The sequence below is a fragment of the Streptomyces sp. NPDC053426 genome (genome assembly GCF_055585405.1).
The window spans coordinates 149,480-171,458 of record NZ_JBVJKE010000002.1; the positions used below are offsets into that span (position 1 = coordinate 149,480).

Sequence of the window (21,979 nt, forward strand, 5' to 3'; positions counted from 1 at the left end):
CTCACCGAGAGGGCGGCGGGGAGGGGCGTCCGGTCACAGCCGGGACCAGGTGTTCCGGTCCCGTGCCATCGCGTGCAGGGCCTCCGTGTCGGCCGGTTTCAGGACCCCGCCCGTGCGGGTCAGGGTCTCCACGTCGGCGTCCGTCAGGACGCGCACCTCGCGGGGCGGGGCCTGGACCGTCACGGCCGACGCGCCGACCAGGACCAGCACGGGGCGGACCTCGGCCGTCAGGGCGTGGGAGGCGCGGTCGGCGTCGGCCCGGACCCTGTGCAGCAGCGGGCGCGGTTCGTGGCGGCCCAGGGCGACCCGGGGGTCGGCGACCGTCACCCGCTGCCGGTGGGCGTACAGGGCGTGGACGGCGTACAGCCCGCCGGGGCCGATCAGCAGGTGGTGGATGCGGTCGCCGCCGGGGAGCGGGATCGAGTGCAGGGTGTGCCAGCCGGCGCCGTCCATGCGGTCCAGGGCCTCGCCCACCGCCCGCTCCGCGGCGAGCGCCCTGCGGCGCGGGTCGGGGCGGAGGCGGCGGGCCGGGCCGGGAGCACGGTCGAGGTCGATCAGCAGGGCCTCGCCGGGGCGGTTCGGCGCGAGGTCGTCGTCGGGGTGCAGGGACAGGCGCGCCAGCTCGGCGGGGGTGGGGACCGGGGGCGGGCCGACCGAGACCGGGCCGGCGAGGAAGGGGCCCAGCGCGGTGAGCACGTCCTCCTCGTACTCCTCGCCGAGCAGGTTGACCCTGGCCGTCTCACGGTCGTACCAGGCGAGGTTCCGGCCGTCCGGGAGGCAGACGTACAGCCTTTCCCGGCCGTGCCGCCAGGTCGGTATGACGCGCAGCCCGTCCATGCATCATCACCTCACGTCCATGGGAACAGGCGGGTGCTCCGGGGGCAAGAAGGCGGTTACCTTGGAGAGGAGTTGGGCGGTGAGGGTGGGGAGGCACCGTTGCGTACCCGCAGGAGGCAACCCGACGTACCGGCCCCGGACAGTCCGTGGAACGAGATCGTGCCCGGCCTGTGGATGGGCGGGCACGAGTTCCGGGGCCTTTCCGGCCGGCTGGAGTTCGCCGTGGTGAACCGGCAGTTCGATCTCGTGCAGACGCTGCTGCGACTGCCCGGGCACGGGCCGGATCCCGGGGTCGAGCACCAGGTGTGGCCGATCCCCGACGGACCGCTGGACGGGACGCAGCTCGCGGGCGTGATCCGGCTGGCCGAGGCGGCGTGCGAGGCGCTGGACGGCGGCCGTACGGTCCTCGTGCGCTGTTACCACGGGTACAACCGCTCGGGTCTGGTGGTCGCGCACGCGCTGGTACGGCAGGGCAGGACCGCCGAGGCGGCGATCCGGCTGATCCGCTCCCGCCGCTCGTCCTGGGCCCTGCACAACGACCTGTTCGTCGACTACCTCCGTGCCGGGCTGCCCACGGCGCGGCTGCTGGAGGAGCTGGCGGAGTAGGCGGGGCGGGTGGTGCCGTCCCCGATGGCGCAGCAGGGCGGGCGGGTGCGGAGGGCCGCTCCTAGTGTGGCGATAAGTCACCTTCGACCCGTTTTCCTCGCATGTGGAGGTACCCCATGTCCCCGCGCCCCTCGCGTCCCCCGCTCGCCCGCCGTCTGCCCATAGCTCTCGCCGCCGGGGCCCTCGCGGTCGCGACCGCCGTCACCCCCGCCGTCGCCGCCGACGACCCGAACCAGGGCGGTGGCCAGGGGAACTGGAGCCAGCAGGGCGGCAACGGCGACAACAACCAGCAGGGCGGCAACGGCAACGCCGACCAGCAGGGCGGCGGCCACCAGCAAGGCGGTGGCAACGGCAACCAGCAGGGCGGTAACGGCAATCAGCAAGGCGGTGGCAACGGCAACCAGCAAGGCGGCGGTGACCAGCAAGGGGGCAACGGCGACCACCAAGGCGGCGACAACAACCAGCAGGGCGGCAACAACAACCAAGGCAACCAGGCCGGTGGCCACCACCAGGGCAACCAGGGCCAGTACAAGGGTGTCGTCACGGCGAATTCCCTGGCCCTGCGCAGCGCCCCGAACCGGGGTTCGCAGATCATCCGGTACGCCCACAAGGGCGATGTCGTCTCGATCTTCTGCAAGGTCCCGGGCGACAAGGTGAAGGACAACCCCCTCTGGTACCTCCTCACGGACGGCACCTGGGCGTGGGGGCCGGCCGCCCACATCGACAACCTCGGTCCCGCGCCACGCTGGTGCTGATGAGCGAAGCGCGCAAGGCGCCCTGTTTGGGTAAGTTCCGGACATGAGCAAGGCCGGTATCACCCTGGCGACGGCGGATCCGCCCGCGCCCGCCGTCCGCCTCACCGGGCGCCGCGGCGTCGAACTCGCCCTGATCGTCCTGGCCGTCCTGCTGTCGGTGTACGGATACTGCGCCGTCGGCCTCGCCAGGAACGGCACCGTCCCGCCCGGCGCCGCCGGTTACGGCGCCGGGCTCGGCGTGCTCGCGCTGGTCGCCCATCTGGCGGTGCGCTGGCGCGCCCCGTGCGCCGACCCGGTGCTGCTCCCCATCGGGGTGCTGCTCAACGGCCTCGGCCTGGTGCTGATCTACCGGCTCGACCTGGAGACGCCGGGCGATCCGGCGGCCCCGACCCAGCTCATCTGGTCGACGCTGGGCGTGGCGCTGTTCATCATGGTCGTCCTGGTGCTGCGCGACCACCGGGTGCTCCAGAACTACACCTACGTCTGCGTCACCGTCGCGCTGGTCCTGCTGACGGTCCCGATCCTCTTCCCCGCGGTGAACGGGGCCCGGATCTGGATCCGGGTCGCCGGATTCTCCATCCAGCCCGGCGAGTTCGCGAAGGTGCTGCTGGCGGTCTTCTTCGCCGCCTACCTCGCCGCGAACCGGGGCGCCCTCACCTACGCCGGCCGCCGCGCCCGGTGGCTGCGGCTGCCCACCGGGCGGGTGCTCGGCCCGATCGTCGCCGTCTGGCTGGTCAGTGTGGGCGTACTGGTGCTGGAGCGGGACCTCGGCACCTCGCTGCTGTTCTTCGGCCTGTTCGTGGTCCTGCTGTACGTCGCCACCGGCCGCACCGGCTGGATCGCCGTCGGCCTGCTGCTGGCCTCGCTGGGGGCGGTGGCGGTGGGCCGGCTGGAGCCGCACGTGCACCACAGGATCGAGACCTGGCTGCGTCCGTTCGGCTCCATCGAGGCGGGCGAGGGACCGAACCAGATCGCCCAGTCCCTGTTCGCCTTCGCGGAGGGCGGGACGCTCGGCACCGGGCTCGGGCTCGGGCACTCGGTGCTCATCGGCTTCGCGGTCAAGTCCGACTTCATCCTGGCGACGGCCGGCGAGGAACTGGGCCTGGCCGGGCTGTCCGCGATCTTCCTGCTCTACGGGCTGCTGGTGGAGCGCGGCTACCGGGCTGGGCTGGCCCTGCGCGACCCGTTCGGACGGCTGCTCGCGGTGGGCCTCGCCTCGCTCGTGGCGCTCCAGGTGTTCGTGATCGCGGGCGGGGTGACCGGGCTGATCCCGCTGACCGGGATGGCGATGCCGTTCCTGGCGCAGGGCGGCTCGTCGGTGGTGACCAACTGGGCGATCGTGGCGCTGCTGGTCCGGCTGAGCGACTCCGCGCGGCGGCAGGGCGGCGGGGGTGCGCCCCGGTGACCCGGCACATCCGGCACGCGGCGCTGTTCTGCGCCCTGCTGCTGGTGGCGCTGCTGGTGAACGCCGCCCGTGTGCAGGTCCTGCACGCCGAGGACTACGAGACCAATCCGGCCAACCGCCGGGACACCATCGCCCGCTACCAGCAGCCGCGCGGCGACATCCTGGTCGACGGGCGGCCGGTCACCGGCTCACGGGACACCGGGGAGCACCTGCGCTACGAACGGACGTACCGCGACGGGCCGTTGTACGCCCCGGTGACCGGCTTCGCCTCGCAGGAGTACGGCACGACACTGCTGGAGCACACGGAGGACGGGCTGCTGTCCGGGACCGCCCCGGTGCTCGCGCCGCTGCCGCTGTGGAACGAGTTCACGCGCTCCCGCAACGCGGGCGGTCACGTCGTGACGACGATCGACCCGGCGGCGCAGCGGGCGGCGTACGAGGGGCTGCGCTCGCGGAAGGGCGCGGTGGCGGCGGTGGAGCCGTCGACCGGGAGGATCCTGGCGCTGGTGTCGGTCCCGTCGTACGACCCCGCGCTGCTGTCCGGGAACGGCGCGGTGGCGCGGGACGCCTGGGCGCGGCTGAACGCCGATCCGGACCGGCCGATGCTGAACCGGGCGGTGCGGCGGACGTATCCGCCGGGTTCGACGTTCAAGGTGGTCACCGCGGCGGCGGCGCTGGACGCCGGGGTGGTGAGGAACCTGGACGGGCCGACGGACTCCCCCGACCCGTACACCCTGCCGGGGACGAGGACCCGGCTGACCAACGGGTCCGAGGGGTGCGAGGACGCCTCGGTGCGGGAGGCGTTCGTCTGGTCCTGCAACACGGTGTTCGCCAAGCTGGGGGTGGCCACGGGGGTGGAGAGGATGAGGGCGACGGCCGAGTCCTTCGGTTTCAACGACCCGGACGTACGGATCCCGTTCCGGGTGGCGCGCAGCACCTTCGACACCACGGTGGACCGGGCGCAGCTCGCGCTGTCGTCGATCGGGCAGTACAACACCCGGGCGACGCCCCTGCAGATGGCGATGGTCGCGGCGGCCGTGGCGAGCGGCGGACAGGTGCGGGAGCCGTATCTGGTGGAGCGGACCACGCGGGCGGGCGGCAGCACGGTGTCGACGGCGGGGTCCCGTCCGGTACGGCGGGCCATGTACCCGGCGACGGCGACGCGGCTGCGGGAGCTGATGCGGGGCGTGGTGGAGGACGGCACCGGCACGAAGGCCGCGATCCCCGGTGCGATCGTCGGCGGCAAGACCGGCACCGCCCAGCACGGTCTCGGCAACTCCGGTACGCCGTACGCCTGGTTCATCTCCTGGGCGCGGGGCGGTGCGGACATGGAGGCGAAGGTGGCGGTCGCGGTGGTGGTCGAGGACGCGGCGGCGAACCGGCGGGAGATCAGCGGCGGCGGGACGGCGGCGCCGATCGCGCGGGCGGTGATGGAGGCGGTGCTGAACTCGTAGGCGGAAACGCCCACTTGATGAGACGGGGGTGCCGGAGCGGCACGTTCCCGACCTAACGTTCGGTACATGACCGACATCGCGTACGAACTCGCCCAGGTGAACATCGCCCGCCTCAAAGCCCCGCTGGACTCCCCGCGGTTGAAGGACTTCGTCGACGGTCTCGACCCGGTGAACGCGGACGCCGACGCCGCCGACGGCTTCGTCTGGCGCCTGGAGGACGAGAGCGGCGACGCGACGGACATCGCCGTCTTCGGCGACTCCTGGCTGATCATCAACATGTCGGTGTGGCGGGACACCGACGCCCTGACGGCGTTCATGTACCAGGGCCGCCACCGGGAGATGCTGGCGCGGCGCAGGGAGTGGTTCGAGCGCGTCGAGGAGGCGATGGTCGCCATGTGGTGGGTCCCGAAGGGCCATCGCCCCACGGTCGCGGAGGCCGAGTCCCGCCTCCTCCACCTGCGCGCCAACGGCCCGACCCCGTACGCCTTCACCCTGCGCACGTCGTTCCCGCCGGGCGGTGCGGAGCCGCTGGCCGGCGAGGTGCCGGAGGGGCTGGGCTGCCCGGCCTGACGGCCGGCGGTCGTCGACAAGTCGTGCGCGAGGGATTGACGGGCTTGCTGACAGGCAGTCTCATAAGTGGGTGACCCGCCGGTAACCCGAGACGCCCCGAGGTGGAACCGCCATGACGACCCTGTCGGAAACCGACGCGCTCGATGGTCTGCGGGACGCGCTCGGGCTGCTCAAGGACCGGGAGCAGGTGGCCCAGCGGCTGCTCGAGTCGTCCGCCAGGCACTCCTTCGACCCGGACGAGGAGCTGGACTGGGAGGCGCCCTTCGAGGAGGGCAAGTGGTTCTGGCCGCCGGAGCTGGTCTCGCTGTACGGCACCCCGATGTGGAAGCGGATGAGCGAGGAGCAGCGCCTCCTGCTCTCGCGGCACGAGGCCGCGGCGCTCGCCTCGCTCGGCATCTGGTTCGAGCTGATCCTGATGCAGCTCCTGGTCCGGCACATCTACGACAAGTCCGCCACCAGCGCGCACGTGCGGTACGCCCTCACCGAGATCGAGGACGAGTGCCGGCACTCCAAGATGTTCGCCCGCGTGATCTCGCGCGGCGGCACGCCCTGGTACCCGGTGAGCCGCGTCCACCAGAACCTCGGCCGCCTCTTCAAGACGATCTCCACCACCCCCGGCTCCTTCACCGCGACCCTGCTCGGGGAGGAGGTGCTGGACTGGATGCAGCGGCTGACCTTCCCGGACGAGCGGGTCCAGCCGCTGATCCGGGGCGTCACGCGCATCCACGTCGTCGAGGAGGCCCGGCACGTGCGCTACGCCCGTGAGGAGCTGCGGCGCCAGATGGTGACCGCGCCGAAGTGGTCGCAGGAGTTCACCCGGGTCACCTCCGGAGAGTTCGCCCGGGTGTTCTCGGTGGCCTTCGTGAACCCCGAGGTCTACACCAACGTCGGCCTGGACCGGCGCGCGGCCGTCGCCCAGGTCAAGGCGAGCGCCCACCGCCGGGACGTGATGCAACAGGGCTCGAAGCGACTCACGGACTTCCTGGACGACATCGGCGTGCTGCGCGGCGTCGGACGGACGCTCTGGCGGTCGTCGGGGCTGCTCGCCTAGACGGGCGCCCCCACCACTCGACCACCACACCCCCGACCGGCTCACGGCCACGCGGCGCAGCCGCACATCGAGCAACAGCCTGGACGACATCGGCGTGCTGCGCGGCGTCGGACGGAAGCTCCGGCGGTCGTCGGGGCTGCTCGCGTGGACGGGCGGGCGGATACCCTGCGGGCATGACCTCGCAGGCCCCCACCCCCGCCTACCGGCGGCTCAGCGTCGAGGAACGCCGCAGCCAGCTCCTTGAGGCCGCGCTCTCCCTCTTCGCCCACCGCGCCCCGGAGGACGTCTCCCTGGACGACGTGGCGGAGGCGGCCGGCGTGTCACGCCCCCTGGTGTACCGGTACTTCCCGGGCGGCAAGCAGCAGCTCTACGAGGCCGCCCTCCGCTCCGCCGCCGACGAGCTGCGGCACTGCTTCGACGAACCGCACGAGGGCCCGCTGCTGCCCCGGCTGTCCCGCGCCCTCGACCGCTACCTCGCCTTCGTCGACCAGCACGACACCGGGTTCAGCGCGCTGCTCCAGGGCGGGAGCGTCGTGGAGACCTCCCGTACGACCGCCATAGTGGACGGCGTACGGCGGGCCGCCGCCGAGCACGTCCTCAGCCATCTCGGGGTCGCCGAGCCCGGACGCCGGCTCCGGATGACGATCCGGATGTGGATCACCGCCGTGGAGGCGGCCTCGCTGATCTGGCTCGACGAGGACAAACAGCCGCCCCTGGACGAACTGCGGGACTGGCTCGTGGAGCAGTTCGTGGCGGTGCTGGAGGTGACCGCGCGGCGCGACGCGCAGGCCGACGCGCTGGTGCGGGAGCTGGCCGCGGACCCCTGACGGCCCGCGCATCGCCGACACTGGGGGCGTGAAGAGCGAAGACACCCCGTTCGAGGGCGGGCCCATGGACGGGCGCGTGCTGCCCGTGCTGCTGGGCATCACCGGGCACCCGCCGAAGACGTACCGCATCCCCGTCCCGGCCCCGGACGGCGGCCCGCCCACCGTGCTGGTCTACCGGCGGGTGCCCCGGGCACGGAGCGCGCGGACCGGGCTGACGCGGGGCTGGAAGTACCTGTACGACCCCACGGGGCGGGCCGGCGACGGCCGGAGGTGGCCGTGGTCGAGGCCCGCGCCCGATCCAGACGCCACGCCGAAGGGCAAGCCGGACGACGCCGACGGGTGACCGGGTTGCGCCGAACCGCGCACACTCGGCGAGCGGACCACCGGCACCCGCCCGATGCTCGCGATGCGGAGCGGACGAGCCGCCCCGCGTCGGAGGTGATGGAGTGTCAGGAAAGCTGCTGCGTCTGGCGTGTACGGCGGTACTGGCGGCCGGGGCCGTCCTCGCGCCCGTGCCCGCGGTGGCCGTCCCGGAACCGGCCGGCGGCGCCGCCGGCCCGGGCACCGGCTCCGGCGAGCGTTCCGTCGCCGAGCTGCTGACGGAGCTTCAGACCCTGTACCGGGAGGCCGAGAAGGCCACCGAGACCTACAACGCCACCGAGGAACGGCTGAAGAGGCAGCGCGCCGAGACCGAGCGGCTGGAGAGGGCCCTCGCCCGCACCCGGCTCTCCCTGCGCGACAGCCGGGGCGCGGCCGGCCTGCTGGCCCGCCGGCAGTACCAGAGCGTCACCGGCCTCTCCCCCTACCTACGGCTGCTGCTGGCGCGCGATCCGCAGCGCGCGCTCGACCAGGGGCGGGTGATCGGGCGGCTGGCGCGGGAGCGGGCGGAGACGGTGGGCCGGCTGACCGGCGACGAGCAGGAGGCCGACGCGCTGGCCCGCCGGGCGCGCAGGGCCCTCGACGCCCGGCTCGCCCTCACCGAGCGGCGCGGGAAGGAGCGGGACGAGGTCCGCGAACGGCTCCGCGCGGTCGAGGAGCTCCTCGCCTCGCTCACCGCCGGGCAGCTCGCCGCGCTGGCCGAGCTGGAGCGGGGCAACACGGCCGAGGCGCAGGAGGAGTTGGTGGCCTCCGGTGCGCTGGGCAGCGGCGGCACTCCTCCCTCGGCGGCGGGCGAACGGGCCGTGCGCTACGCCGTGGAGCAGCTCGGGAAGCCGTACGAGTGGGGCGCGGAGGGGCCCGAGACGTACGACTGCTCGGGGCTGACGTCCGAGGCGTGGGGCGCCGCCGGGACGCCGGTCCCCCGGACCAGCCAGGAGCAGTGGGCGCGGCTGGAGCGGGTGCCACTGGACGAGCTGCGGCCGGGTGACCTCGTCGTGTACTTCCCGGAGGCCACACACGTCGCCCTCTACCTCGGCGACGGCATGGTGGTGCAGGCGCCCCGCCCCGGCGCGCGGATCAAGGTCTCCCCGATCGCGGCCAACCCGGTGCTGGGCGCCGTACGCCCCGACCCGGACGGGGAGCCCGTACGGCGGTACGTGCCGCCGGAGCTTCCCGACGGGGCGATGGACGGGCCGGACGGGGGTTACGCGCCGGCCGCGCCCGAGACCTCCATCAGGTAGCCCTCGGCCTTCTTCGGGTCGTAGAAGAAGTTCTCGAAGTCGGCCGGGTTGTCGAAGCCGTTGGCGAAGCGGTCGGCGACGGGCTGGAGCTGTCCGGCGGCGCCGAGGAGGTTCAGGATGTGCTCCGGCGGCGGGGCGAGCATGGCGTTCGTCCACTTGGTGACGTGCCGGGCCGTCTCCCAGTAGCGGTCGAAGGTCTGCCGCATCCAGGTCTCGTCGAACTCCTTCTCGCCGTGCTCCAGGATCGAGGCGAGGTAGGAGGCGGCGCACTTGGAGGCGGAGTTGGAGCCCTGGCCGGTGATCGGGTCGTTGGCGACCACCACGTCGGCCACGCCGAGGACGAGTCCGCCGGAGGGCAGCCGGCCGATGGGGTTGCGGACGGTGGGGGCGTAGCGGCCGGCGAGGGTGCCGCCGGCGTCGGTCAGTTCGACCTTGGTGGCCCGCGCGTACTCCCAGGGCAGGAACCTCTCCATGAGTTCCAGGGTCAGGGAGAGGTGCTCCGAGGGGTCCTTGACGTCCTTGAAGGCGTCCAGCGGGCCGCCGGGTACGCCCTCCCAGAAGAGGATGTCGGCACGGCCCGAGGTGGTGAGGGTCGGCATGACGAACATCTCGCCGACACCGGGGACCAGGTTGCAGCGGACCGCCTCCGTGTCCGGGTGCTCCGGGCGCGGGCCGAGGCCGTGGACGTAGGCGACGGCCAGGGCGCGCTGCGGCTCGCTGTACGGGGAGCGCTCCGGGTCGCGGGCGAACATCTGCACGAGCTCGCCCTTGCCCGCCGAGACGAGCACCAGGTCGTACGTACGGGAGAAGTAGTCGAGGTCGCCGACCGCCGCGCCGTGGATGACGAGCTGGCCGCCGCGCTGGGCGAAGGTCTCCATCCAGCCGGCCATCTTCACCCGCTGGTCCACCGACTGCGCGAACCCGTCGAGCCTGCCCAGCCAGTCGATCGCGCGCTGCGAGGGACCCGGGTCGAAGGAGCCGGGGGCCGCGACCGAGACGCCGAGTCCCTCGATCTTCGGGGCCCGGGACTCCCAGAAGTTGAGCTGGAGGTCGCGCTCGTGCTGGAGTGCCGTGTGGAACATGCACTGCGTCGACATGACCCGTCCGGTGCGGATCTCGTCGGCGGTCCGGTTGGACATCAGGGTGACCTCGTACCCGTGCGACTGGAGGCCGAGGGCGAGCTGGAGACCGGACTGGCCGGCTCCGACGACGAGTATCTTCCGCATAGGGGGGACGCTCCTAAGAGGGCTGCTCGGGGATGGCTCGGGGGTCACTCGGGGGTTTCGTCGAGCGCGTGGCCCACGAGGGACAGGAGGGTCTCGATGACCGAGATCCGGCGGCGCGCATCCATGATCATGACAGGTATGTGCGCGGGGATCGTCAACGCCTCCCGCACGTCCTCGGCGTCGAACCGCTCACTGCCGTCGAAGTGGTTGACCGCGACGACGTACGGCAGTCCGCAGCTCTCGAAGTAGTCCAGCGCCGGCCAGCAGTCCTTCAGACGGCGGGTGTCGGCCATCACGACGGCGCCGATCGCGCCGCGCACCAGGTCGTCCCACATGAACCAGAACCGCTGCTGGCCCGGCGTGCCGAACAGGTAGAGCACCAGGTCGTCGTCGAGCGTGATGCGGCCGAAGTCCATGGCCACGGTGGTGGTCAGCTTGCCGGGCGTGGCGGTGAGGTCGTCGGTGCCCTCGCTCGCCTCGGTCATCAGCGCCTCGGTCTGCAGGGGCGTGATCTCCGAGACGGAGGTGACCAGCGTGGTCTTGCCGACGGCGAACCCGCCCGCCACCACTATCTTCGTGGCGACGGGCGCGCGGGTGCGGTCCGTCTGCCAGGGCAGCAGCGGCTCGTCGCCCCCTTCGGTGAGCGGGGAGACGCCGTGAGCGACGTCAGAGACGACGGAGTCCACTCAGCACCCTTTCCAGCAGCGCGCGGTCCGGGCGGCCCGTGCCGTGGCCGGTTCCCGTTCCGTAGACACGGATCTTTCCCTGGTCCGCGAGGTCGCTGAGGAGGACGCGGACCACGCCGAGCGGCATCCTCAGCAGCGCGGCGATCTCGGCCACCGTTCGCATACGGCGGCACAGTTCGACGATGGCCCGCATCTCCGGCATGCCCCGGAAGCCGGACGGGCTGTTCGTCAGCTCCTTGCGCTCCCCGGCGGCTTCGAGCGCGGCGGTGGCGCCGACGAACGTCTCGACGAGCAGGACGTGGCCGAAGCGGGTGCGGCCGCCGGTGAGCGAGTAGGGGCGGACCCGGGCGGGTTTGCGGTCGCCGCCGCGGACCGGAAGGTGTTTCCCGGACCTGCTCATCGGCGACTCCCGGTGGACTCGGTCTCCAGGGACTGGCGCAGCTCGCTGCGGAGCTCCGGGGTCAGGACATGGCCGGCGCGGCCGACGAACAGGGCCATGTGGTACGCCACCACGCTCATGTCGCAGTCCGCGGAGCCGTGCACGCCGAGCAGGGAGCCGTCGCTGATGGACATCACGAACAGGCTGCCCTCGTCCATCGACACCATCGTGTGCTTGACCGGACCGAAGTCCATCAGCTTCGAGGCACCGACGGTGAGGCTGCCGATGCCGGAGACGACGGTGGCCAGGTCGGCGGCGGAGCCGCGGGGGCCGGTGCGTCTCGCGCTCCGCGCGTCGCGGGCCTCGGTGTTCCGGGAGTCGTCGGACGACAGCAGGAGCAGGCCGTCGGAGGAGACCACCGCGACGGAGAGGATGCCGGGCACCTCCTCGACGAGGTTGCTCAACAGCCAGTGCAGGTTGCGGGCCTCACTGCTCAGTCCGACAGTACTGGGCGACGCGGTCAACTGCTTGCCTCCTCGACTGTGCCCCCCGTGGTCTCTTCGGATGTGGCGGCCGGGTCGGACGGCGCCTGGTGGCCACCGGTCCGCTCGGCGAGTTCCGCCTCGACGTCCCGGCGCCCGGCGTCCGCCCCCCGGCGGAAACCGCCGAGCCGGCGGCGCAGGGCCTCGGCGTCCACGGACCCGGTACGCGGGCGCGGGGCCGCGACGGGCGCGGTGATCCTGGGCGTGCGCTTGGGCAGCCCCTTGGCCGTGACCGGTTCCTCGGCTCCGTCCCCGTCCCCGTCGGCGACACGCGCGTGCTCCGTGTCACCACCGCCCGCGGCGACCGGCCGCCGCGGAAGCGGCGCGGTGTCCTCGGCGCCGGCCACGGGGGCGCCCTCGGGGGCACCGCCCGCTGCGGGACGGCCCTCGGGGCCGACGCCGGCACCGGGGCGGTCCTCGGGCTCGGCTCCGGCTCCGGCTCCGGCTCCGGCTCCGGCTCCGGCTCCGGCTCCGGCTCCGGCTCCGGGGCGAGTCTCGGGCCCGGCACCGGCTCCGGGTCGGGCCTCGGGGCCGACGTCTGTTCCGGCGTAACTCTCGGGCCCGGCGTCCGCGCCGGGTACGTCCCTGTGGGACGCGGCCGGGTAAGCGGCGTCCTCCGGGGCCTCGCCGGCCGGCCGGCTCGCGGCACCGGACGGGGGCTCCTCGTCTCCGGCCACGTGACCGGCGCCCGGGCGGACGGCGTCGTCCGCACCCACGCCGAACGGCTGCGCGGCAGCGCCCGCGGCATCGTTTCCGCCCGCGTGACCCGGCCCCGGGCGGACACTCTCGCCCTCCGGTCGGCCGACGGCGTCGGTACCGGGCTCGGCCGCCGCTCCGGCACCGGCTTCGGCGCCGGCGGTGTCGCCGGTCTCGGCTCCCCGGGCGCCGGGAACGGCCGTGCGTTCGATGCGGTCGGCGTCGGCACCGTGGTCCCGGGCGGCTTCCGACGAGGCCGCCGGCTCGTCGGCCGCCTCCGGCTGCACCGGGATCAGCAGCTCCATCGTGACCTCGGCGGGCCGCTCGACCGGCGCGTCGCCGCCCTCACGCCCCACAGGATCACTCGCGGACTCGTCCCCGTGTCCGGGCGCGGACTCCCCCGCCTCCCCGGCAGGGGCCTCCGCCTCCGCCGGATCGTCGTCACCGTCCGGCCGGGCATCCTCCGCAGGGGCCTGCGCGGACTCCCCGGCCGAGCCCTCCGCGGGGGCCTCCGCAGGGACCCGTGAGGATCCACCCGCGTCGCCCGCCGCCGGCGGCTCCGTCGGCTCGTCCGGTGTCTCTCCACCGGACGAGCCCTGCTGGCGTACCGCCTTCTCCGCCAGGGCGACCAGCGGGTCGTCCTGCTCCGCGCGGCCGTGGAGGACGTTGGAGTTGGCCTCGGCATCGGCGCCCGGGAGGGTGTACGTGGCGCCGGTGACGGAGGCGGGGACCGCGCCGGGGGCGGCGGGCGCCAGCAGGGGGTCGGGGAGGACGACGACCGCGGCGATGCCGCCCTGCTTCTGCTCGCGCAGCCGGACCCGCACCCCGTGCCGGTGGGCGAGCCGGGCCACGACGTACAGGCCGAGGCCGAGACCGTCCTCGGCCTCCGCGTCGTACGTGACCTCCGGGTCGAAGTCGGACAGCCGGGAGTTGAGCCGCTCCAGCCGCTCCCCGGTCATGCCGATGCCCTCGTCCTGGACGGAGAGCATGACCTCGCCGTTCTCCAGCAGCCAGCCGGAGACCTCGACGGGCAGGTCGGGCGGGGAGAACGAGGTGGCGTTCTCCATGAGCTCGGCCAGCAGGTGGGACAGGTCGTCCGCGGCGAACCCGGCGATGTGCGCGTGCGGCGGCAGCGCGGCGATCCGGACCCGCTCGTACCGCTCGATCTCGCTGACCGCGGCCCGTACGACGTCCACCAGCGGAACCGGACCCGCCGTGCGCCGGCCCTGCTCGGTGCCGGCGAGGACCAGGAGGTTCTCGCTGTGCCGGCGCATGACGGTGGCGAAGTGGTCGAGCTTGAAGAGGGTGGCCAGCCGGTCCGGGTCGTCCTCGCGCTCCTCCAGCCCCTCGATGACGCCGAGCTGGCGCTCGACCAGTCCGAGGGTGCGCAGGGCGAGGTTGACGAACGTACCGCCGATGCCGGCGCGCAGCCGCTCCAGATGGGCGGCGGACTCGGCGAGTTCGGTGCGCAGTTCCTCGCGGGCGTCGGCCATCTTCTGCCGCTGGCCCACGAGGTGCTTGCGGTCGGCCTCCAGGGTGGCGATCCGCTCGGCGAGGGCGGCGGCGCGTGCGTGCAGGGCGTTGACGGAGCGGACGACCTGGGCGAACTCGTCGTTGCGGCCGGTGAAGGCGACCGGCTCCTGGCCGGCGGGGTCCTCCGCCTCGGCGAGGCGGGCGGAGCCCCGGCGCAGCACCGACAGCGGACGCGTCAGGGTGCGGGCCATCGCCGTGGCGATGCCGATCGCGAGCAGCATCAGGGCGCCGAGGGCGGCGATCCGGATCTCCAGCGCGGTGACGTCGTCGTCGCGGAGCTGGGCGAGGTCCTTGGTGCGCTGGTCGAAGAGCGCGGACTCGACGCCGCGCATCGTGTCGATCCGCGCGGTGAGCGCGGCCCGCAGCTTCTTGACGCTGGTGTCGAGGTCGTCGTCGGAGAGCGTGGGCTCGTCGGTGAGGCGTGCCAGGTACTTCTCGGCGGTCTCGACCTCGGGTCCGGTGACCGTGGAGTCGTAGGAGCCGCGGGCGGCCTTGGGCGCGGTCTCGCGGAAGTCGGCGAGGGCCGCGTCGGAGCGCAGCCGGGCCTGGAGCGCGGCGGCGGTCAGCGCGTCGCGCCGCTTCGCGTCGGCGTCCGAGGAGCTGGTGACGGTGGACGGCAGGCCGGTGATCGGGTCGATCACGGTCTGGGTGGTGGTCGGCACGTTCAGCGCGGCGAGCAGCAGTCCGCGGGTGGCGGCGGCCTGCTGGACGGCGGAGTCCAGCTCGGTGAGCGCGTAGGCGCCGGAGCCGGCGCGGGGCGGGATCTGCTCCGCGAGCTGTTCGGCGAGCCGGTGCAGTCGCGTGATGGCGGTGGAGTACGCCTGCTGCGCTTCGAGAGCACTGCTCTTGCCCGTGAGCGCCGCTCTGCGCACGGTGGCGACGGCGTCGAGGCCGTCGCGCAGCTCCTGCGGCATGTCGGTGTCGGTGCGCAGCTCCTCGACCTGCCGGTCGACGCGGGCGCTGTGCTCCTCGGAGGGCGCCTCGGACTCGGGGCGGCCGGCCGCGATGTAGGGGACGACCTCGTCGCGCTCGTCGGCGAGGGAGTGCGCCAGGGTGAGGGCGTCCTGGGTCTGCTCGGCGAGCGTCACCAGGTCCTGCGAGTCCTTGAGCTGCCCGGAGGCCGTGAGTACGGAGGGTGCCCCGGCAGCGGCGATCGCGGCGGCCACCACGGCCACGGCGACGATGAGCCGGTTGCGTACATGGGTGGGGCGACCCCTGCCGACGGTGGGCTTCTGCTCCGCGTCCCCCGTGGGGGCCGTCTGCTTGCCTGTGCGACGAGGCCGCGACTTCTGCACCGGTGCTCGCATTCCTGACTCGTGTACCCGTGGGTCCGGGTGACGCTCCGTCAACGGGTGCGGGCGTTCACCCCGAGCTCTTGACCGTGCTCGGACAGCGAGGCGCCCCCATCGCTCCCCGACCCTCCCAGTGAGCGTGGACAGTGGATGCGCATCACCTGACCCGCCACTCGAAGGAGTGAACCCCGGAGGTGAGTTGGGGGGCAAGTTCCGCCGGCTCCCGCAGCGGCCCCGCGCGGCACGCCGGTTGGACGTCTGCGGCGGGCGGTGGCAATATTCGCCGCCACGTCTTCCCGGAGCACTGTATTCCCTCCCAAACCAGGCGCCTGACCTGCGCGGCTGCGTGGATCCGGCGACCGGCGAGGGCCTTTCGCGACCCTTGTGAAGGGGTCGTGCAGACTGACGGGATGCGTACGGAGCTTGTTTCGGAGCCCGGTGATCCCGGCCGCCCCAACGAGGACTTCGCGAGCGTCGGGCTTCCGGCCTCCGGACAGGGCGGTTCGCTCGTGGTGCTGGACGGGGTCACGCCACCGGGGGACGGCGGTGGATGCCTGCATTCCGTGCCCTGGTTCACCGCGCGGCTCGGCGGGGCGCTGACCGAACTGACCGTTTCCCTCCCGGATGTTCCGCTGGCCGAGCTGCTCTCCCGCGCCCTCGCGCGTACCGCCGCCGGCCACGCGGCAACCTGTGACCTTTCTCACCCCCGTACGCCGCAGGCGACCGTGGTGCTGGCCCGCTGGTCACCGGCCTCGGTGGACTACCTGGTGCTGTCCGACTCGGCCCTGCTCGTCGAGTCCCCCGACGGGGCGGTCACCCCGTTCCTGGACGACCGCCTGGACCGGCTGCCCCGCTCGGCCCTGGCCTCCCACGCCCTGGTGGACACCACGCTGCGCAACAAGGAGGGCGGCTTCTTCACCGCGGCGGCGGATCCCTCGGTGGCCTCCCGCGCGGTGACCGGTTCGCTGCCGCGCGACGGGGTGCGCGCCCTGGCCGCCCTGACGGACGGCGCGGCGCGCTGGGTGGAGAGGTTCCACGAGGGCGACTGGGCGGACTGCCTCACCCTGGTCCGCAAGGAGGGCGCCCGGTCCCTGGTGGACCGCGTACGGGCCCTGGAGCGGGCGGACGCGGACCGGGTACCGCCGCGCCGCGGCAAGACGCACGACGACGCGACGGTGGTGTACGCCGAGCTGTCACCCCGTTGGCGGTAGTAGGCCGAACCGTCACCCCGTGAGCGGTAGCCCGTACGGGGTCACTTCTCCATGCCCCGGTTGAGCTGGTTCAGCAGCCGGGCGAGTTCCGTGACCTCGTCGGGGTCCCAGTCGGCGAGCCGGCCGGCGTAGCGCGCGCGGCGGGCCTCGCGGACCCTGCGGACCCGTTCCTGGCCCTCCCGCGTGAGGGCGATCAGCCAGGCGCGGCCGTCGGCGGGGTCCGGCTCGCGGGCGACGAGCCCGAGCTGCTCCAGCGCGCGGAGCTGGCGCGACATCGTCGCCTTGCCGACGCCGATGTAGGCGGCGAGCTCGGTGGCCCGCTGCCGGCCGCACTCATCCAGACGGACCAGCAGCCCGTACGCGGACGGCTCCAGGTCGGGATGGACCGCGCGGGCCATCTCCCCCTGGCTGGCCCGGGCGCGCCGCAGCAGCACCGTCAACTCGCGTTCCAGCGCGAGGAATCCCGGCTGGTCCACACCCGGCGCGGGCTCCGGGGAGGCGGCGCGCTCTTCGCCGCGGTGTCCTTGTTCGTGCACGTCTGCCCCTGCTTCGGTTTTCCGGTTCTGAAAGTTTCCCGCCAAGTGGCGACGTCGCCGCAGCTCCACCAGTATTTCGCAGGCGTAGACCAACGACGGCCGGGAGCACCTCCCACGCCCTTCGGGCAGTGGGGGAGGACGCCCCGCCCCCGCCGTGGTCCACGTGCGCAGTCTCCTCACCAGGCGATTGCGTGGCATGCCCACCACATGGGACGTGGGTCACATTCCGGGTTCGCCCCACACCGACCTTTCGGAGATGCGTCATGCCTGTGCACAGATCCGGCCTCCTGCGCATACGCGCGCTCGCGACCGCCGGCGCGGTCCTGCTCGCGGTGCTCTCCCTCCCCCGCCCGGCCGTCGCGGCCGGATCCGCCCCCACCGCGCCTCCGCGCGGCTCCGCCCACATGGGCATGGGCGTCGCCGCCCACGACGGCAGCGGCGGCCTCCCCTCCGTCCGCTCCACCCGGACGGAGGGCGTGGACGTCTCCAGCCACCAGGGCGACGTCGCCTGGACGACCCTGTGGAACAGCGGGGTCCGCTGGGCCTACGCCAAGGCCACGGAGGGGACGTACTACACCAACCCGTACCACCCGCAGCAGTACGACGGCTCGTACGACGTCGGCATGGTCCGCGGCGCCTACCACTTCGGCACGCCCGACACGGCGAGCGGCGCCGCCCAGGCCGACTACTTCGTCGACCGCGGCGGCGACTGGTCGGCGGACGGGCGGACCCTGCCGGGCGTGCTCGACATCGAGTGGAACCCGTACGGCGACGCCTGCTACGGCAAGTCGCAGAGCGCGATGGTGAGCTGGATCCGCGACTTCCTGGACCAGTACCGGTACCGCACCGGCCGGAACGCCGTCATCTACACGGCCACCAGCTGGTGGAAGCAGTGCACCGGCAACTACGCCGGCTTCGCCGCCACCACTCCGCTGTGGATCGCCCGGTACGCCTCCACCGTGGGCGAACTGCCCGCGGGCTGGAGCACGTACACGATGTGGCAGTACACCTCGACCGGCCCGACCGTCGGGGACCACGACCTCTTCAACGGCACCCTGGACCGGGTGCGGACCTTCGCCCTGGGCTGACCCGGCCGCGGTCCCCGCCTGGCGGCACGGAAGCCGTCGGCACATCCGGCGGCGCATCCGGCGGGGATCCGGCGGAGATCCGGCGGCACGTCCGGCGGCAGGACGCCGAGGGGCGCGGATCTCCCGCCTCTGCGGTCCGCCGGCGGCGTGTCGCCGGGAGATCCGCTCCCGGCGCGGCCCGGGGCCCGCGTCCGGAAGCGGTCCGGCGGATTCGCCGACAGCGGCCGGGCGCGGCGAAGGCCCGGGCCTCCCTCACGGGACCCGGGCCTTCCCTCGACCGGCCGCGTCCGTCACGCCGCGACCGGAACCTCCGGCACCGCCCCGTTCGTCGCGGGCGACAGCGCCAGTTCCAGGACCTGGCGGACATCGGTGACGGCGTGGACGTCGAGCTTGTCCAGCACCTCCGCCGGGACGTCGTCCAGGTCGGGCTCGTTGCGCTTGGGGATGATCACCGTGGTGATCCCCGCACGGTGCGCGGCGAGCAGCTTCTGCTTCACCCCGCCGATCGGCAGCACCCGCCCGGTCAGCGAGACCTCACCGGTCATCGCCACGTCGGTGCGGACCAGCCGGCCGGAGAGCAGCGAGGCCAGGGCGGTGGTCATGGTGACGCCCGCGCTCGGGCCGTCCTTGGGCACCGCGCCCGCCGGGAAGTGGATGTGCGCGCCCCGGTCCTTCAGGTCGCCCACCGGCAGCTCCAGTTCGGCGCCGTGGCTGCGCAGGAAGCTCAGCGCGATCTGCGCGGACTCCTTCATCACGTCACCGAGCTGGCCGGTCAGGGTCAGCCCCGCCGCGCCCGTCTCCGGGTCGGCCAGGGACGCCTCCACGTAGAGGACGTCTCCGCCGGCGCCGGTCACCGCGAGCCCGGTGGCGACACCGGGGACGGCGGTACGCCGCTCGGCCGGGTCCTGGGCGGACTCGGGCACGTGGTGCGGCCGGCCGATCAGGCCCCGCAGGTCGCCCTCGGTCACGGTGAGGGGCAGCTTCCGCTCACCCAGTTCGTGCTGGGCGGCGACCTTGCGCAGCAGCCGCGCGATGGACCGCTCCAGGGTGCGCACGCCCGCCTCGCGCGTGTACTCGCCGGCCAGCTTGCGCAGCGCGCCCTCGTCGATCGTCACCTCGTCCTCGGCCAGCCCGGCGCGCTCCAGCTGGCGCGGGAGCAGGTGGTCGCGGGCGATGACGACCTTCTCGTCCTCGGTGTAGCCGTCGAGGCGGACCAGCTCCATGCGGTCGAGCAGGGCCTCCGGGATGGCCTCCAGGACGTTGGCCGTCGCCAGGAACACGACGTCGGACAGGTCGAGCTCGACCTCCAGGTAGTGGTCCCGGAAGGTGTGGTTCTGCGCCGGGTCGAGGACTTCGAGCAGGGCCGCGGCCGGGTCGCCGCGGAAGTCGGAGCCCACCTTGTCGATCTCGTCGAGGAGCACGACCGGGTTCATCGACCCGGCCTCCTTGATCGCCCGCACGATCCGGCCGGGCAGCGCGCCGACGTACGTACGGCGGTGGCCGCGGATCTCGGCCTCGTCGCGGACGCCGCCGAGGGCGACACGGACGAACTTGCGGCCCATCGCGTGGGCGACGGACTCGCCGAGCGAGGTCTTGCCGACGCCGGGCGGGCCGACGAGGGCGAGCACGGCACCGCCGCGCCGTCCGCCGACGACGCCCAGGCCCCGGTCGCTGCGCCGCTTGCGCACCGCCAGGTACTCGGTGATCCGCTCCTTCACGTCCTGAAGGCCCGCGTGCTCGGCGTCGAGGACCGCCTGGGCGCCCTGGATGTCGTAGGCGTCCTCGGTCCGCTCGCTCCACGGCATCTCCAGGACCGTGTCGAGCCAGGTGCGGATCCAGGAGCCCTCGGGCGACTGGTCGGAGGAGCGCTCCAGCTTGTCGACCTCCTTGAGCGCGGCCTCACGGACCTTCTCCGGCAGGTCGGCGGCCTCGACGCGGGCCCGGTAGTCGTCGGACTCCTCGCCCTCCTGCTCGCCGTTGAGCTCGCGCAGCTCCTTGCGCACGGCTTCGAGCTGGCGGCGCAGCAGGAACTCGCGCTGCTGCTTGTCGACGCCCTCCTGGACGTCCTTGGCGATGGTCTCGGCGACGTCCTGCTCGGCGAGGTGGTCGCGCAGCTGCTGGGTGGCGAGCTTGAGCCGGGCCACCGGGTCGGTGGTCTCCAGCAGGGCGACCTTCTGCTCGGTGGTGAGGAAGGGCGAGTAGCCGGAGTTGTCGGCGAGCGCGGAGACGTCGTCGATGGCCTGGACGCGGTCCACGACCTGCCAGGCGCCGCGCTTGCGCAGCCAGGCGGTGGCGAGCGCCTTGTACTCCTTGACCAGCTCGGTCACGTGCCCCGGCAGCGGCTCGGGCACGCTCTCGTCGATGCGGGTGCCCTCCACCCACAGCGCCGCGCCCGGCCCGGTGGTCCCGGCGCCGATGCGCACGCGGCCCCGGCCGCGGATCAGGGCGCCGGGATCGCCGTCGGCCAGCCGGCCGACCTGCTCGACCGTGCCCAGCACGCCGGTGCCGGCGTAGGTCCCGTCGACGCGTGGCACCAGGAGCACCTTGGGCTTTCCCGGGGCGGTGCGGGCGGCGGCCTGGGCGGCCTCCACCGCGGCGCGCACCTCGGAATCGCTCAGGTCCAGCGGAACCACCATCCCGGGCAGCACGACCTCGTCGTCGAGCGGCAGCACAGGCAGGGCGAGCGGTGTGGACTCAGCAGCCATGATCTCCCCTTCGGCAGTCAAGTTGAGCTATGCCGACTCAATGCTTGTGAGCCGCCGAATGTTCCCGGAGTCGCGTTCGCTCTGAGCGATCACCGTCCCGGGTGCCGAAGCCCCGGCCGCCGCAGAAAGGGAGCTGCCAGGATGAACGCATGTCCACCCCGTACGACATTCCCGAACCCCCCGAAGTCCTGGACCGCCGCGAGGGCCCGTACGGCGAGGTCGTGCTGCGCAGGCACGGTGACCTGCTGCAGATCATCGCCAACGGCTGCTTCCTGATGGACACCTCCGACGGCCGTTCGGAGCGGCGGCTCGTCGACGCCGCCCTGGCCGCCCTCGACGCCCGCGCGGGGCACGGACCGGGGACCGGCCCGCACGTCCTGATCGGCGGCCTCGGGGTCGGCTTCTCGCTCGCACACGCCGCCGGGCAGCCCCGCTGGGGACGGATCGCCGTGGTGGAACGCGAACCGGCGATCGTCGAGTGGCACCGCGCGGGACCGCTGTCCGGGCTCTCCGCGCGGGCCCTCGCCGACCCGCGTACGGAGATCGTCGAGGCGGACCTCGTCCGTTACCTCGATGAGACATCGGACACGTTCGACGCGCTCTGCCTCGACATCGACAACGGGCCCGACTGGACCGTCACCGAGGACAACGACGGGCTCTACTCGGCGGCCGGACTCGCCGCCTGCGCAAGGGTGTTGAGGGCGGGCGGGGTACTCGCCGTATGGTCGGCGAAACCGTCCCCGGAATTCGAGGGAACCTTGCGGAATGCCGGGTTCCAACAGGTGCGTACCGAAGAGATCCCCGTTGCCCGGGGCGTTCCGGACGTCGTGCACCTCGGCGTCCGACCTGGATAGCAAAGCCACGGTGAATCCCCGTACGCTGCTGCCCTGACGCGGTCATTCAAACGTCAATCGCAGTGATGCGCAGACGACGGATCACCCCACGGATTCCGGAAAAAGCA

At 73.2% G+C, this 21,979-nt stretch carries 20 protein-coding genes; 12 read left to right on the forward strand and 8 right to left on the reverse strand.

Annotated features, from left to right (window positions below; translation table 11 throughout):
• Positions 1-33: 33 nt before the first annotated feature.
• Positions 34-837: an NERD domain-containing protein gene (locus ACZ62B_RS04490; RefSeq protein ID WP_469689280.1), complete on the reverse strand. Its 804-nt coding sequence runs from the start codon at positions 835-837 to the stop codon at positions 34-36.
• Between the two features lie 99 nt (positions 838-936).
• Between ACZ62B_RS04490 and ACZ62B_RS04495 the strand changes: the two genes are divergently transcribed.
• From ACZ62B_RS04495 to ACZ62B_RS04535, 9 genes are all read left to right on the forward strand, one after another.
• Positions 937-1,443: a protein-tyrosine phosphatase family protein gene (locus ACZ62B_RS04495; protein WP_344568864.1), complete on the forward strand. Its 507-nt coding sequence runs from the start codon at positions 937-939 to the stop codon at positions 1,441-1,443.
• Positions 1,444-1,559: 116 nt separating this feature from the next.
• Positions 1,560-2,198, forward strand: a complete 639-nt coding sequence (locus tag ACZ62B_RS04500; RefSeq protein WP_468719309.1) for an SH3 domain-containing protein — start codon at positions 1,560-1,562, stop codon at positions 2,196-2,198.
• 43 nt (positions 2,199-2,241) lie between these two features.
• Positions 2,242-3,603 (forward strand): FtsW/RodA/SpoVE family cell cycle protein, encoded by a 1,362-nt coding sequence (locus tag ACZ62B_RS04505; RefSeq protein ID WP_469689281.1) that lies wholly within the window; start codon positions 2,242-2,244, stop codon positions 3,601-3,603.
• Positions 3,600-5,057 carry a penicillin-binding transpeptidase domain-containing protein gene (locus ACZ62B_RS04510; protein ID WP_344568870.1) on the forward strand — a complete coding sequence of 486 codons (1,458 nt, stop codon included), beginning with the start codon at positions 3,600-3,602 and terminating at the stop codon, positions 5,055-5,057. Before ACZ62B_RS04505 ends, ACZ62B_RS04510 begins: the two co-directional genes overlap by 4 nt.
• Positions 5,058-5,123: 66 nt before the next feature.
• Positions 5,124-5,627: a DUF3291 domain-containing protein gene (locus tag ACZ62B_RS04515; RefSeq protein WP_344568872.1), complete on the forward strand. Its 504-nt coding sequence runs from the start codon at positions 5,124-5,126 to the stop codon at positions 5,625-5,627.
• Positions 5,628-5,739: 112 nt separating this feature from the next.
• Positions 5,740-6,678, forward strand: coding sequence for an AurF N-oxygenase family protein (locus ACZ62B_RS04520; RefSeq protein ID WP_468719311.1), 939 nt, complete (start codon positions 5,740-5,742; stop codon positions 6,676-6,678).
• Between the two features lie 173 nt (positions 6,679-6,851).
• Positions 6,852-7,505, forward strand: a complete 654-nt coding sequence (locus ACZ62B_RS04525) for a TetR/AcrR family transcriptional regulator (protein ID WP_344568876.1) — start codon at positions 6,852-6,854, stop codon at positions 7,503-7,505.
• Positions 7,506-7,533: 28 nt separating this feature from the next.
• Positions 7,534-7,848, forward strand: coding sequence for a hypothetical protein (locus ACZ62B_RS04530; RefSeq protein WP_344568878.1), 315 nt, complete (start codon positions 7,534-7,536; stop codon positions 7,846-7,848).
• Positions 7,849-7,951: 103 nt separating this feature from the next.
• Positions 7,952-9,124 carry a C40 family peptidase gene (locus tag ACZ62B_RS04535; RefSeq protein WP_469689282.1) on the forward strand — a complete coding sequence of 391 codons (1,173 nt, stop codon included), beginning with the start codon at positions 7,952-7,954 and terminating at the stop codon, positions 9,122-9,124.
• Here the strand turns inward: ACZ62B_RS04535 and ACZ62B_RS04540 are convergent.
• From ACZ62B_RS04540 to ACZ62B_RS04560, 5 genes are read right to left on the reverse strand one after another with little or no spacing between them, the layout of a single operon-like run.
• Positions 9,088-10,350: a styrene monooxygenase/indole monooxygenase family protein gene (locus tag ACZ62B_RS04540; RefSeq protein WP_344568882.1), complete on the reverse strand. Its 1,263-nt coding sequence runs from the start codon at positions 10,348-10,350 to the stop codon at positions 9,088-9,090. The genes ACZ62B_RS04535 and ACZ62B_RS04540 overlap by 37 nt on opposite strands.
• A gap of 44 nt (positions 10,351-10,394) precedes the next feature.
• On the reverse strand, positions 10,395-11,036 hold the full coding sequence (locus ACZ62B_RS04545) for a GTP-binding protein (protein ID WP_344568884.1): 642 nt from the start codon (positions 11,034-11,036) through the stop codon (positions 10,395-10,397).
• The gene (locus ACZ62B_RS04550) at positions 11,017-11,436 is read right to left on the reverse strand and encodes a DUF742 domain-containing protein (protein WP_344568886.1); all 420 of its coding nucleotides are present in this window, start codon (positions 11,434-11,436) and stop codon (positions 11,017-11,019) included. The genes ACZ62B_RS04545 and ACZ62B_RS04550 overlap by 20 nt, the downstream gene beginning before the upstream one ends.
• A complete protein-coding gene (locus ACZ62B_RS04555; RefSeq protein ID WP_344568891.1) occupies positions 11,433-11,939 on the reverse strand; it encodes a roadblock/LC7 domain-containing protein in 507 nt (168 codons plus the stop codon). The genes ACZ62B_RS04550 and ACZ62B_RS04555 overlap by 4 nt, the downstream gene beginning before the upstream one ends.
• On the reverse strand, positions 11,936-15,481 hold the full coding sequence (locus ACZ62B_RS04560; protein WP_469689283.1) for a sensor histidine kinase: 3,546 nt from the start codon (positions 15,479-15,481) through the stop codon (positions 11,936-11,938). Before ACZ62B_RS04560 ends, ACZ62B_RS04555 begins: the two co-directional genes overlap by 4 nt.
• Positions 15,482-15,888: 407 nt before the next feature.
• Here ACZ62B_RS04560 and ACZ62B_RS04565 point away from each other — a divergent pair, with 407 nt between their 5' ends.
• Positions 15,889-16,689, forward strand: a complete 801-nt coding sequence (locus tag ACZ62B_RS04565; protein ID WP_344568895.1) for a protein phosphatase 2C domain-containing protein — start codon at positions 15,889-15,891, stop codon at positions 16,687-16,689.
• Between the two features lie 41 nt (positions 16,690-16,730).
• Here the strand turns inward: ACZ62B_RS04565 and ACZ62B_RS04570 are convergent, their stop codons facing one another.
• Positions 16,731-17,225, reverse strand: coding sequence for a MarR family winged helix-turn-helix transcriptional regulator (locus tag ACZ62B_RS04570; RefSeq protein WP_344568897.1), 495 nt, complete (start codon positions 17,223-17,225; stop codon positions 16,731-16,733).
• 263 nt (positions 17,226-17,488) lie between these two features.
• Between ACZ62B_RS04570 and ACZ62B_RS04575 the strand changes: the two genes are divergently transcribed.
• Entirely contained in the window at positions 17,489-18,313 is an 825-nt protein-coding gene (locus tag ACZ62B_RS04575; RefSeq protein ID WP_344568900.1) for a lysozyme, read from the forward strand.
• A gap of 290 nt (positions 18,314-18,603) precedes the next feature.
• On the opposite strand, the gene lon is transcribed toward ACZ62B_RS04575, so the two are convergent.
• Positions 18,604-21,018, reverse strand: coding sequence for an endopeptidase La (gene lon / locus ACZ62B_RS04580; protein WP_468719316.1), 2,415 nt, complete (start codon positions 21,016-21,018; stop codon positions 18,604-18,606).
• Positions 21,019-21,167: 149 nt separating this feature from the next.
• Here lon and ACZ62B_RS04585 point away from each other — a divergent pair, with 149 nt between their 5' ends.
• Positions 21,168-21,872, forward strand: a complete 705-nt coding sequence (locus ACZ62B_RS04585) for a spermidine synthase family protein (RefSeq protein WP_344568904.1) — start codon at positions 21,168-21,170, stop codon at positions 21,870-21,872.
• The last annotated feature ends 107 nt before the right edge of the window (positions 21,873-21,979 follow it).